The sequence below is a fragment of the Streptomyces sp. NPDC002520 genome (genome assembly GCF_053595235.1).
Genome location: NZ_JBSFXG010000009.1, coordinates 68062 through 81130, shown reverse-complemented (window position 1 = coordinate 81130; position 13069 = coordinate 68062). Strand labels below are relative to the sequence as shown.

General features: G+C 71.8%; 10 protein-coding genes. 3 read left to right on the top strand and 7 right to left on the bottom strand.

From position 1 onward, the window contains the following. Positions 1-4: 4 nt before the first annotated feature. The 7 genes from murD to rsmH all read right to left on the bottom strand — a co-directional run bounded on the left by murD (position 5) and on the right by rsmH (position 9375). A complete protein-coding gene (gene murD / locus ACWD5D_RS15370) occupies positions 5-1456 on the bottom strand; it encodes a UDP-N-acetylmuramoyl-L-alanine--D-glutamate ligase (RefSeq protein ID WP_451373174.1) in 1452 nt (483 codons plus the stop codon). Further along, positions 1438-2508, bottom strand: a complete 1071-nt coding sequence (mraY, locus tag ACWD5D_RS15365; protein WP_451373336.1) for a phospho-N-acetylmuramoyl-pentapeptide-transferase — start codon at positions 2506-2508, stop codon at positions 1438-1440. Before mraY ends, murD begins: the two co-directional genes overlap by 19 nt. Continuing rightward, a complete protein-coding gene (locus tag ACWD5D_RS15360; RefSeq protein WP_451373173.1) occupies positions 2508-3923 on the bottom strand; it encodes a UDP-N-acetylmuramoyl-tripeptide--D-alanyl-D-alanine ligase in 1416 nt (471 codons plus the stop codon). The genes mraY and ACWD5D_RS15360 overlap by 1 nt, the downstream gene beginning before the upstream one ends. 4 nt (positions 3924-3927) lie before the next feature. Continuing rightward, positions 3928-5448 carry a UDP-N-acetylmuramoyl-L-alanyl-D-glutamate--2,6-diaminopimelate ligase gene (locus ACWD5D_RS15355; protein ID WP_451373172.1) on the bottom strand — a complete coding sequence of 507 codons (1521 nt, stop codon included), beginning with the start codon at positions 5446-5448 and terminating at the stop codon, positions 3928-3930. Positions 5449-5668: 220 nt separating this feature from the next. Continuing rightward, entirely contained in the window at positions 5669-7684 is a 2016-nt protein-coding gene (locus ACWD5D_RS15350; protein WP_451373171.1) for a penicillin-binding transpeptidase domain-containing protein, read from the bottom strand. Positions 7685-7689: 5 nt separating this feature from the next. Then, positions 7690-8355 (bottom strand): FtsB family cell division protein, encoded by a 666-nt coding sequence (locus ACWD5D_RS15345; RefSeq protein WP_451373170.1) that lies wholly within the window; start codon positions 8353-8355, stop codon positions 7690-7692. 63 nt (positions 8356-8418) lie between these two features. Continuing rightward, the gene (gene rsmH / locus ACWD5D_RS15340) at positions 8419-9375 is read right to left on the bottom strand and encodes a 16S rRNA (cytosine(1402)-N(4))-methyltransferase RsmH (RefSeq protein ID WP_451373169.1); all 957 of its coding nucleotides are present in this window, start codon (positions 9373-9375) and stop codon (positions 8419-8421) included. A 443-nt stretch (positions 9376-9818) separates the two neighbouring features. Between rsmH and ACWD5D_RS15335 the strand changes: the two genes are divergently transcribed. The 3 genes from ACWD5D_RS15335 (at position 9819) to ACWD5D_RS15325 (ending at position 13065) form a co-directional block, all read left to right on the top strand. Next, entirely contained in the window at positions 9819-10367 is a 549-nt protein-coding gene (locus ACWD5D_RS15335) for a beta-class carbonic anhydrase (RefSeq protein WP_451373168.1), read from the top strand. Positions 10368-10666: 299 nt separating this feature from the next. Further along, positions 10667-11704 carry an AAA family ATPase gene (locus ACWD5D_RS15330; RefSeq protein WP_451373167.1) on the top strand — a complete coding sequence of 346 codons (1038 nt, stop codon included), beginning with the start codon at positions 10667-10669 and terminating at the stop codon, positions 11702-11704. Continuing rightward, entirely contained in the window at positions 11704-13065 is a 1362-nt protein-coding gene (locus ACWD5D_RS15325; protein ID WP_451373166.1) for a DUF58 domain-containing protein, read from the top strand. The genes ACWD5D_RS15330 and ACWD5D_RS15325 overlap by 1 nt, the downstream gene beginning before the upstream one ends. Positions 13066-13069 lie beyond the last annotated feature (4 nt).

Genomic DNA, 13069 nt, shown 5'->3' with positions numbered 1-13069 from the left:
GGGGTCAGGCGTCGAGTTCGCGGACCGCGGCCGCGAACGCGTCACCGCGCTGGTTGTAGTTGGTGAACATGTCCATCGAGGCACAGGCCGGGGCGAGGAGCACCGTGTCGCCGGGCCGCGCGAGCCGCTTCGCCTCCGTCACCGCCTGGAGCATCGCCCCAGTGTCGGTCCGGTCGAGGTCGACGACGGGTACTTCCGGCGCGTGTCGCGCGAGGGCGTCGCGGATCAGCGCGCGGTCGGCGCCGATCAGGACCGCGCCGCGAAGTCGCTTTGCCGACTTGGCGACCAGCTCGTCGAAGACGGCACCCTTCGCCAGACCGCCGGCAATCCATACGATCGACTCATATGCCGCCAACGAGGCTTCCGCGGCGTGGGTGTTGGTGGCCTTGGAGTCGTCCACGTACGCCACTTCGTCGATGTCGGCGACGTGGGCGATGCGGTGGGCGTCGGGCCGGAAGGCCCGCAGGCCGTCACGGACGGCCGTGGCGGGCACCCCGAAGGAGCGCGCGAGGGCCGCCGCGGCAAGGGCGTTGGCGATGTTGTGCGGGGCAGGCGGGTTGACGTCGGAGACCTCGGCCAGCTCCTGCGCGTTCTCGTACCGGTTCTCCACGAAGGCACGGTCGACCAGGATCCCGTCCACGACGCCGAGTTGGGACGGCGCGGGGGCGCCGAGCGTGAACCCGACGGCCCGGCAGCCCTCTTCGACGTCGGCCTCGCGCACCAGGTCCTCGGTGAGCTTGTCGGCCACGTTGTAGACGCAGGCGACCCGATTGCCCTCGTAGATACGGCCCTTGTCGGCGGCGTAGGCCTCCATCGAGCCGTGCCAGTCGAGGTGGTCCGGGGCGAGGTTCAGCACCGCGCCGGAGTGGGCGCGCAGGGAGGGCGCCCAGTGGAGCTGGTAGCTGGACAGCTCGACGGCGAGTACATCGAGATCGCTGTACTCCCCCTCGCCGAGGACCGCGTCCAGCAAGGAGACGCCGATGTTGCCGACGGCGGCCGTCCTGAGGCCCGCGGCCTTCAGGATGGACGCCAGCATCTGGACGGTGGTGGTCTTGCCGTTGGTGCCGGTCACGGCCAGCCAGGGGGCCGCGTCGGGGCCCCGCAGGCGCCAGGCCAACTCGACGTCGCCCCAGATGGGCACGCCGGCCTTCTCGGCCGCGAGGAAGAGCGGCTTGTCCGGCTTCCAGCCGGGCGCGGTGACGATCAGCTCGGTGCCTTCGGGAAGCGTCGCCCCGTCACCGAGGCGCACGGTGACGCCGAGCGCCTCCAGCTCCGCGGCCTGCTCACGCGCGCGTGCGTCGTCGCCGTCGTTGACGACCGTGACGATCGCCCCGCGCGCGTGCAGCACCTTGGCCGCCGGGACGCCGGAGACGCCGAGCCCGGCGACGGTGACGTGCTTGCCCTGGAATTCGAAGGACCCAGAAGGCACCGAGGAGGTCACTTGTCCGCTGCCCATCCTGCGTAGAAGAGGCCCAGTCCGACAATCACACAGATTCCCTGGATGATCCAGAAGCGGACCACGACCAGGACTTCGGACCAGCCCTTGAGTTCGAAGTGGTGCTGGAGTGGCGCCATCCGGAAGACGCGCTTTCCGGTGAGCCGGAAGGAGCCGACCTGGATGACGACCGACATGGTGATGAGGACGAACAGGCCACCCATGATGGCCACCAGCAGCTCCGTGCGGGAGAGGATGGCCAGGCCGGTGAGGACACCGCCGAGGGCGAGCGAACCGGTGTCGCCCATGAAGATCTTCGCCGGCGAGGTGTTCCACCACAGGAAGCCCAGGCAGGCGCCCATCAGGGCGGAGGCGACCACGGCGAGGTCAAGCGGGTCGCGCACCTCGTAGCAGGCGGCCGGGTTGGTCAGGGTGCCCGCGTTGGCGCAGGACTCCTGGAACTGCCAGACGCCGATGAACGTGTAGGCGCCGAAGACGAGGACGGAGGCGCCGGTGGCGAGGCCGTCCAGACCGTCGGTGAGGTTCACGCCGTTCGACATCGCCAGGATCATGAACAGCGCCCAGAGGACGAACAGCACCGGGCCGATGGACCAGCCGAAGTCCGTGATGAACGACAGCTTGGTGGAGGCCGGGGTGTTGCCCCGGGCGTCGGCGAACATCAGCGACAGCACCGCGAAGCTGATGCCGACGATCAGCTGGCCCGCCATCTTCGCCTTGGCCCGCAGGCCCAGCGAACGCCGCTTGACGATCTTGATGTAGTCGTCGAGGAAGCCGACCAGGCCCATGCCGAACATCAGGCCGAGGACCAGCAGTCCGGAGTAGGTCGGGGGGTAGCCGGTGATGAGCTTGCTCAGGAAGTACGCGGCGATCGTCGCCAGGATGAAGGCGATACCGCCCATGGTGGGCGTACCGCGCTTGCTGGCGTGCTCGCGCGGGCCGTCGTCGCGGATGTACTGGCCGTAGCCCTTGCGGGCCAGCAGCTTGATCAGCAGCGGGGTGCCGATCAGCGTCAGGAAGAGGCCAATGACTCCCGAGAACAGGATCTGCTTCATCATCGGGCGGCAACCTCACCCTCGGCACCGGTCTCCAGGAGCGCCTGGGCGACGCTTTCGAGCCCCACCGAACGGGACGCCTTCACGAGGACGACGTCCCCCGGGCGCAACTCGCTGCGCAACAGGTCGACCGCCGCCTGTGCGTCGGACACGTGCACCGACTCCTCACCCCACGAACCCTCGTTATATGCGCCCAGTTGCAGCCAGGAGGCTTCGAGCCCCCCGACCGCGACGAGCTTGCTGACGTTGAGCCGGACGGCGAGCCGTCCGACGGCGTCGTGCTCGGCGAGCGCCTCGTCCCCCAGCTCGGCCATCTTGCCGAGCACCGCCCACGTGCGGCGCCCCTTGCCCATGGCCGCGAGCGCCCGCAGGGCGGCCCGCATGGACTCGGGGTTGGCGTTGTAGGCGTCGTTGACGATGGTCACGCCGTCCGGGCGCTCGGTGACCTCCATGCGCCAGCGGGAGAGGGAGCCCGCCTCGGAGAGCGCGGTGGCGATCTCAGCTGCGGACATGCCCAGCTCATGGGCGACGGCGGCCGCGGCGAGCGCGTTCGACACGTGATGCTCACCGTACAGGCGCATGGTCACATCGCTTGCACCGGAGGGTGTGTGAAGCCTGAAGGAGGGCTGCCCGCTGTCCGTGAGTCGCACGTTCTCGGCGCGAACGTCCGCTTCGGCCGACTCTCCGAAAAGGACCACCTTCGCCTTGGTACGGGAGGCCATCTCGCGCACCAGCGGGTCGTCGGCGTTCAGGATCGCCGCGCCGCCGTCCTCCGCCGCGGGCAGGGACTCCACGAGCTCGCCCTTGGCCTGGGCGATCTGCTCGCGGCCGCCGAACTCGCCGATGTGGGCGGTGCCGACGTTGAGCACGAGCCCGATCCTCGGCGGGGTGAGGTCGGCGAGGTAGCGGATGTGGCCGATGCCGCGGGCGCCCATCTCCAGCACGAGGAACTTCGTCTCCTCGGTGGCGGACAGGGCGGTCAGCGGCAGCCCGATCTCGTTGTTGAGCGAGCCGGGCGTGAACACGGTCGGCGCCTTGCGCTGGAGCACCTGGGCGATGAGGTCCTTGGTGCTGGTCTTGCCGGCCGAGCCGGTCAGCGCGACGAGGGTCGCACCGAGCCGCTGGACGACGTGGCGGGCGAGGGCGCCGAGGGCGGTCTGGACGTCCTCGACCACGATCGCGGGCACGCCGACGGGGCGCGACGCCAGTACGGCGACCGCGCCCGCCTCCACGACGGCCGCCGCGTAGTCGTGGCCGTCCACCCGCTCGCCGGTGAAGGCGGCGAACAGGCTGCCGGGCACCACCTCTCGGGAGTCCCGGACGACCGGTCCCGTGACGTTCACGGACGGATCCGGTATGTCGTGTGTCTGCCCGCCGACGACAGCTGCGATCTCGGCGAGGGAGAGGGCGATCACAAGTTCATCCCTGGGTCTGCTGGATAGCTTCGCGAAGCACCTGGCGGTCGTCGAAGGGACGGACCGCGCCGGCGATGTCCTGGCCCTGCTCGTGACCCTTGCCGGCGACCAGCACGGTGTCGCCTGGTCCGGCGCGGCCCACGGCGGCCGCGATGGCCGCGGCCCGGTCCTCGAAGAGGAGTACCTCGCCACGCTCGTGCGCGGGCACGGAGGCCGCGCCCTGGAGCATGGCCGCGAGGATCGCGAGGGGGTCTTCGGAGCGGGGGTTGTCGGAGGTCAGTACGGCCGTGTCGGCGAGCCGGGCCGCGGCGGCGCCCATCGGGGCGCGCTTGGTCCTGTCCCGGTCGCCGCCGCAGCCGAGGACGACGTGCAGGTGGCCCTTGGTGACCTTGCGCAGCGCCTTGAGCACCGACTCGACCGCGTCGGTCTTGTGCGCGTAGTCGACGACCGCGAGGTAGGGCTGCCCGGCGTCCACGCGCTCCAGGCGGCCCGGGACGCCCGGTACGGCGGCGATGCCATCTGCGGCCTCCTGCGGGTCGAGGCCGGCCGCGGCGAGGGCGACGAGGGCGGCGAGGGTGTTCGCCACGTTGAAGGGGCCCGGCAGCGGCGACTTGGCCCGGACTCGCTCGCCGCCGGGGCCGACGGCGGTGAACGTCGAGCCCATGGGGCCGATGTTCACGTCCTCGGCGCGCCAGTCGGCGTCGGGGTGGCCCTCGGCGGAGAAGGTGACGACCGGGACGGTCGCCTCCTTCGCGAGCCGACGGCCGTACTCGTCGTCGGCGTTGAGCACGCCGAGTTTGCTGCGTTTCGGGGTGAACAGCGCCGCCTTGGCCCGGTAGTAGTCCTCCATGTCGGAGTGGAACTCCATGTGCTCCGGGCTGAGGTTGGTGAAGACGGCGATGTCGAAGACGCAGCCGTCGACCCGGCCGAGGACCAGCGCGTGACTGGAGACCTCCATGGCGACCGCCTCGACGCCACGCTCGCGCATGACGGCGAACAGGGCCTGGAGGTCGGTGGCTTCGGGGGTGGTGCGCTCGGACTTGATGCGCTCCTCGCCGATGCGCATCTCGACGGTGCCGACGAGACCGGTGGCGCGGGTGGTCTTCAGGCCGCCCTCCACCAGGTAGGCGGTGGTGGTCTTGCCCGAGGTGCCGGTGATGCCGATCTGGAGCAGGTCCTGGCCGGGGCGGCCGTAGATCGTCGCCGCCAGCTCCCCCATCCGCGCGCGCGGGTCGTCGACGACCAGGACCGGCAGTCCGGTCGCGGCGGCCCGCTCGGCGCCCGTCGGATCGGTGAGCACGGCGGCCGCGCCGAGGCCGGCGGCCTGGGTGACGAAGTCGGCGCCGTGCAGGCGGGCGCCCGGGAGGGCGGCGTACAGGTCACCGGGGCGGACGGCGCGCGAGTCGTGGGTGATCCCCGTGACCTCGGCGGCGCCCTCCGGCGCGGCGGTACCCAGCTGATCGGCCAGCTCCGCAAGGGGTGTGGCGGAGGTCTGAACCGGTCGCGGCGGCCCCGGGTATGTCACGGAAACGCCCTTCTGGGTGATTTGGTACTGATCAGCGTGTGGCACGGCGGTGAGCGTACCGGGCGCACGCGCCCCGGAGCTAAAAAGGGGCCCGCGCGCAGCGCGGTCCGGCACGGATGGTGGCGGGAGACGGGCGGGAGAGGGGCTCGTGGTGCCCTGGTTCCCGGGGTTCGGGGTGATCGTTGTCACGAGTTCGTACCTGGGTCTTTCCGGGGGCTGATCAGGGTTTGTAGTCGACGGGCAGGTTCGCGGCCTTCGCGCCGGTCGGCGGCACCTGGAGGGTCTTCAGGGCGAACTCCATCACCTGCTTGTAGATCGGACCGCAGATCTGGCCGCCGTAGTAGTTGCCGGACGTGGCGTTCTGGATGGCGCAGTAGACGGTGACACGGGGGTTGTCCGCGGGTGCGAATCCGGCGAAGGACGAGGTGTAGCCGTGGTAGCGGCCGGTGGCCGGATCCACACGGTTGGCCGTGCCAGTCTTGCCCGCGACCCGGTAGCCCGGGATGCGGGCCTTGATGCCGGTGCCCTGCTCGTCGTCCACGACGGACTCCAGCATCTGGGCGAGGGTCCGGGCCGTCTTCTCGCTGACCACGCGGGTCTTGTGGGGCTGCGGCACGGGGGTGAAGCGGCCGTCGGCGCCCTCGGTGCCGCGCACCAGGGTCGGCTCGACGCGGACGCCGCCGTTGGCGATCGTCGAGTACACGGAGGCGGCCTGCATGGCGTTGATGGAGAAACCCTGGCCGAAAGGGATCGTGTACTGCTGCGACGTGGACCACTTCGCGGCGGGCGCGAGGATGCCCGGGGTCTCGCCGGGGAAGCCGAGCCCGGTGTAGCCGCCGATGCCGAACTTGCGCAGGTAGGAGTAGAGGACCTTGTTGGCCTCGGGCTGGGTCTTGCCGAGCTGGCCGGTGGCGAGGATCGTGCCGATGTTGCTGGACCTGGCGAGCACGCCGTTGAGGGTGAGGTGCCAGGTGTTGTGGTCGACGTCGTCCTGGAAGAGCCGGTCGCCGCGGTGCAGCCGGTTCGGTACGACGACGTGGGTGAGCGGGGTGGCCGCGTTCTGCTCCAGCACGGCCGCCATCGACATGACCTTGGCGGTCGAGCCGGGCTCGTAGGCGTCCTGCAGGGCCGCGTTGCCCATGGCCTCGGAGCGGGCCTTCGTCAGGTCGTTCGGGTCGAAGCCGGGCGAGTTGGCCATGGCCAGGATCTGACCGGTGCGGGTGTCCTGGACGATGACGTAGCCGCGGTCGGCCTTGGACTTCCTCACCTGCTGGCTGATGGCGTTCTGCGCGGCCCACTGGATGTCGCGGTCGATGGTCAGCTCGACGTCGGAGCCGGACACGGCGGGCGTCTCGGCCGAACCCGCGGTGGGTACCTCGCGGCCGCCGGACTGGGCGTAGCGGATCTTGCCGTCCTTGCCGGCCAGCAGCTTGTTCAGCGACTGCTCGATGCCGCCGCCGCCCTTGCCCTCGGAGTTGACCCAGCCCAGTATCCCGGCGGCGAGGTCGCCGCCCGGGTACACGCGCTGGCTGCTGGGGTCGGCGAAGACGCCGGCGAGCACGTTGACGGCGGTGCGGTCGGTCTCGGCCTTCTTGGCGAGCGCGGCCTTCAGGTCCTTGATCTGCTTCCAGACCTGCGGGGTCTGCCGGGAGGCGAGCTTGGCGTAGCGCGACTCCTTGTTCTCGGGCCTGAGCTTTCGGACGATCGTGGCCTGGTCCTGGCCGAGGATCGGGGCGAGGAGCGCGGCGGCCTGCTCGGGGCCGTCGCCGACCTTCAGCTGCTTGCTGCCGAACATCACGGGGTCGGCCGTGATGTCGTAGGCGTCCTCGCTGACGGCGAGGGCCACACCGTTGCGGTCGGTGATGCCACCGCGTTCGGCGGCGAGGGTGTGCACGACGTACCGGTTCTGTTCGGCCTTCGCGGTGTACGTGCTCGCGTCCACCGCCTGCACCTGGAGCAGCCGGACGACGAAGGCGATCAGGACCAGCGTGAACGCCAGGCTGACCAGGCGCAGCCGGGGCCGGGGGCTGCCGAGCCGCAGGACGGGCGGAACCGGGGGCCGGGCACCGGCCGGGCGGCGCGCGGGACGCGCACCCGGCGCGGGCTGACGGCGCACGGCGCCCCGCGGGCGCGGGGCCCCTCCCCGCTCCGGGCCCCGGTCCGGGCGGGGCCGGGAATTCCGGGACGGCTGGGCGGGCCCTGGCACGCGGCGGCGCGGCGGTTCCCTGTCGGACACTTCCGTCACCTGCCGGGGGTCGGGGTGGGGGCGTGCTGGAGGGTGGACAGCGAGGGTGCCGCCGTGCCCGGGGCGGTGACCGGCGCCGAGAGGGCGGCCGTGGGGGCGGCGGACGCTCCGGCGGAGGGGGCGGAGGAGGCCACCCCCGCGAGCGGGGCGGACCGCGCGCCCGGGGAGTACGAGGCGGCCGGTGGGGACGGGGCGGATGGTGGGGACGGGGCGGACGGGACCGTCGAGGGGCTCGTGGCGGGGCTCGCGCCCGGGGTCATGGCCTCGGGCGCGAGCGGCTCGGTGAGCCTGGCGGACCTGGGGGCGGCGCTCGGTACGCCCTTGACGGTGCCGCCGGGGCCGAGGAAGGCGGGGTCGCCGCCGGGGACCATGCCGAGTTCGCGGGCGCGTCGCTGGAGGGCGTCGGGGGACGAGTAGGCGTCGATGTCCCGCTGGAGGGCCTGCTCCTCGTCGGTGAGGTTCTTCGTCCGCTTCTGCAGGTCGTCGAGTTGGAACGAGCCTTCGCTGAGCGCGGAGTTCAGCACCAGCAGCCCGATGAGGCCGCCGCCGAGGAGCAGGACGACGAGGAACACGAACGGGGTGCGGGCCGCCCGGGCGCGGCCGGCCGGGAAGAGCCGCGCGAGCCGGGCCGCCCTCCCCCTCAGTTCGGGTTTCCTACTCACAGGCCCTCCGGCGGATCTCGACGGCCCCCCGGAGGGTCCGGAAACCGGGCCGACCCCGTCCGCTCACTCGGCGTCCTCCCTGATCCGCTCGGCACCGCGCAGCCTGGCCGGGGCGGCCCGGCGGTTCTCGGCGATCTCTTCCTCGGTGGGAAGTTCGGCACCGCGCGTGAGCAGCTTGAGCCGGGGCTGGTACTGCTCGGGCACGACGGGCAGCCCGGGCGGGGCGGTGTTCGCGGCGCCGGCGGCGAAGACCTGCTTCACCAGCCGGTCCTCGAGCGAGTGGTACGACAGCACGGCGATGCGGCCGCCGACGTCGAGGGCCTTCACCGCCGCCGGGATCGCCCGCTCCAGGACGGACAGCTCGCCGTTCACCTCGATGCGCAGCGCCTGGAAGGTGCGCTTGGCCGGGTTGCCGCCGGTGCGCTTGGCCGCCTGCGGCAGGGCGTCCCGGATCAGCTCGACGAGCCGCGCACTGTTGGTGAACGGCTCCTTCTCGCGCTCGCGGACGATGGCGGAGACGATGCGCTTGGCCTGCTTCTCCTCGCCGTACGCGCGCAGGATCCGCACCAGCTCGCCGGCCGGGTAGGTGTTGAGGACCTCGGCCGCGCTGATCCCGGCCGTCTGGTCCATGCGCATGTCCAGGGGGGCGTCCTGGGCGTAGGCGAAGCCGCGGTCGGCCTCGTCCAGCTGCATGGAGGAGACCCCGAGGTCGAACAGCACGCCCTGCACGCGCGGGACGCCGAGCCGGTCCAGCACCTCGGGCAGCTCGTCGTAGACGGCGTGCACGAGGGTGGCGCGGTCACCGAAGGGGGCGAGCCGCTCGCCCGAAAGGCGCAGCGCCTCCTTGTCCCGGTCGAGGGCGACGAGCCGCGCCTCGGGGAACTGCGTCAGCAGCGCCTCGCTGTGCCCGCCGAGGCCGAGGGTGCAGTCGACGACCACCGCTCCCGGGCGCCGCAACGCGGGCGCCAGCAGGTCCAGACACCGCTGGAGCATCACCGGGACGTGTCGACTCTGGCTCAAGGGGGCCTCTCAGTACAGAGCGGGCCGTACGCACCGCCGGGCCCCCGCCCTCCCCCAGCCGACGCTGGGGGTGCCCCCGGTGAAGGGGAGGCCTGCCGGCGCCAAAAGCGTCAGCCGACCGGGAGCGGGAGGAGGCCGAGCCGTACGTACGCGCCGCGCACGCGGGGAGACGGTCCGGGCGGGTGCCGGGGTCTCCGTGGGTTTCACCAGCAGGGAGAGCCACGCCTCCCGCTTCGCGTCACTTTAGTCCACCCTGTCTCGCGGTCAATCAACCGGCCTGCGCGTCGCGTACCGCATACCGGCCGGAGCCGCAATTCGAAGGGATTCACCCGTCCGGCCCAGGTTTGCCCTTCGTGTGGGTTAGCTCACAACAAGCCATGATGACGTTCTTTGTTCGGACTCACAGCAGGCCGAGCACGAAGGTGACCAGTAACGTCTTCACCATGACGACTTCCGCAGCAGCCCCCACTGGTTCCGAAGGCGCCATAACGCGCGGCGGCACCGTGACGGACCGACTGGTCGACGCCAATCAGCGGTACGCCTCCGCCTTCACCGACCCCGGTATGGACGCTCGCCCCGTCCTGCATGTCGCCGTCGTGGCCTGTATGGACGCCCGACTCGACCTGCACGCCGCGCTCGGCCTCGAACTGGGCGACTGTCACACCATCCGCAACGCCGGTGGCGTCGTCACCGACGACGTGATCCGTTCCCTGACCATCAGCCAGCGGGCGCTCGGCACCCGCAGTGTGGTGCTGATCCACCACACCGGATGCGGTCTGGAGTCCCTCACCGAGGACTTCCGGCACGAACTGGAGATGGAGGTCGGCCAGCGCCCGGCGTGGGCGGTGGAGTCCTTCCGGGACGTCGACCAGGACGTACGGCAGTCCATGCAGCGCGTGCGCACCTCGCCGTTCCTGCTGCACACCGACGACGTGCGCGGCTTCGTCTTCGACGTGCGCGACGGCCTGCTGCGCGAAGTCGACCCGGCCTGAGACCCCGGCGGCCGGACCCTGCGCGAGGACCCGCTCGCGCACCGGCACGAGGTCCTGCCCCGACGGCCCGCCCGGAAACAACTCCACAACACGGCATCGAAAACGCAGTCGAAATGGCCGTAACACCGACATCCTGCGGGCAGTTGTCCACAGGCGAGTGACACGAATCGGTAACGGCGGCAAGAATGCGGGGTGTGGCGTCGCGCGGAACTTTTTCCGCGTGGTGCCCGTGTTTCGGGGTGGGCCGGTTTCGCGTCACAGAGCGTCGGCCCGAGCAATAACGGGCCGAGGAGGGCCGGGTGACGACCTATGACGATCGTGCGAGCCTCACTGAACTGACCGGTACCGCGGAACGCATCCGCGGTTCGGTGGAGGGCGTGATCGAGGGCAAGCCCGAGGTCGTACGGCTCGCGCTGACCGTACTGCTCGCCGAGGGACACCTGTTGATCGAGGATGTCCCCGGTGTGGGCAAGACGATGCTCGCCAAGGCGCTGGCGCGGTCCATCGACTGCTCGGTGCGGCGCATCCAGTTCACGCCCGACCTGCTGCCCTCGGACATCACCGGTGTGTCCATCTGGGACCAGCAGCGCCGGGACTTCGAGTTCAAGCCGGGCGCCATCTTCGCGCAGATCGTGATCGGCGACGAGATCAACCGCGCCTCGCCCAAGACCCAGTCCGCGCTGCTGGAGTCCCTGGAGGAGCGGCAGGTCACCATCGACGGGCAGACCTACGAACTGCCCAGCCCCTTCATGGTGGTGGCCACCCAGAACCCGGTCGAGATGGAGGGCACCTACCCGCTGCCCGAGGCCCAGCGCGACCGCTTCATGGCCCGGGTCTCCGTGGGCTACCCGAGCGTGGAGGCCGAGCTGCAGATGCTCGACGTCCACGGCGGGGTCAGCCCGCTGGAGGACCTCCAGCCGGTGGCGCACGCGCACGAGATCGTGAAGCTGATCGAGGCGGTGCGCGGGGTGCACGTCTCGGAGGCGGTCCGGCGGTACGCGGTCGAGCTGGTCTCGGCCACCCGTAACCACCCCGACCTCAGACTCGGCGCGTCCCCGCGCGCGACGCTGCACCTGCTGCGCGCGGCCAAGGCCGCGGCCGCCCTCGGTGGCCGGGAGTACGCGCTGCCGGACGACGTCCAGGCGCTCGCCGTCGCCGTCCTCGCCCACCGGTTGCTGCCCACCGCCCAGGCCCAGCTCAACCGCCGCACCGCCGAACAGGTCGTGCTGGAGATCCTTCAGCGCACCCCGGTGCCCCAGGCCCCGCAGCAGAACGGCCTGGGCGGGCTCGGCCGGGGCGTGCCGGCCTATCCCCAGCAGCCCCCGCGGGGTCTGTGATGAGCGCCGGGGGGACGGGAGGGCCGGAGGCCGACCAGGGAGAGGCGAGCGGTGTCCGCACCGCCCTGGCCGTGCTCACCACGCGCGGCCGTTCCTTCCTGGCCGCCGGGATCGCCGCCGCCGTCTGCGCCTACGTACTGGGCCAGAGCGACCTGCTGCGGGTCGGCCTGCTGCTCGCCGTGCTGCCCCTGATCTGCGCCGCCGTGCTCTACCGCACCCGCTACCAGGTGGCCGGAAGCCGCCGTCTCTCCCCCGCGCGCGTGCCCGCCGGCAGCGAGGCCCGGGTCCACCTGCGGATGGACAACGTCTCCCGGCTGCCCACCGGCCTGCTGATGCTCCAGGACCGGGTGCCCTACGTCCTCGGGCCCCGGCCCCGGTTCGTGCTGGACCGGGTCGAGCCGGGCGGCCGCCGCGAGGTGTCCTACCGGGTCCGCTCGGACCTGCGCGGCCGCTATCCGCTCGGCCCGCTCCAGCTGCGGCTGGGCGACCCGTTCGGGATGTGCGAACTGACCCGCTCCTTCTCGGCGTACGACACCCTGACGGTCATCCCGCGCGTACAGCCGCTGTCCCCGGTCCGCTTCAGCGGCGAGGCCAAGGGCTACGGCGACGGGCGGCAGCGCTCGCTCGCCCTGGCCGGCGACGACGACGTGATCCCGCGCGGCTACCGCCACGGCGACGACCTGCGCCGGGTCCACTGGCGGTCCACGGCGCGCTACGGCGAGCTGATGGTGCGCCGCGAGGAACAGCCCCGCCGCTCCCGATGCACGGTGCTGCTGGACACCCGGGGCATCGCCTACGAGGGCGCGGGTCCCGACTCCGCCTTCGAGTGGGCCGTCTCCGGTACCGCCTCGGTCCTGGTGCACATGCTCGAACGCGGCTTCTCGGTGCGCATGCTGACGGACAGTGGCAGCGCGGTGCCCGGCGAGGGCTTCGACGGGTTCGCGGGCTCCGGCCCGGACACCGCGGACGCGGCCGGGCTGATGATGGACACACTCGCGGTGATCGACCACTCCGACGGCACGGGCCTGTCCCGCTCCTACGACGTGCTGCGCGGCGGGAACGAGGGGCTGCTGGTCGCCTTCCTGGGCGATCTCGACGAGGAGCAGGCCACCGTGGCGGCCAAGATGCGCCAGCGCAGCGGCGGCGCGGTCGCCTTCGTGCTGGATCCCGGCACCTGGGCACGGGAGGCGACCGATGTGCCGCCCGCGGGCGGCACGCACGAGGAGCGGCTGCGCATACTGCGCGAGGCCGGCTGGACGGCGATCGGCGTGCCGCGCGGCGCCTCGCTGGACGAACTGTGGCGGCAGGCGGACCGGGAGCGTTCGGGTCTGGCCGCGCTGGGCGGGGAGGCACGGGGATGACCGG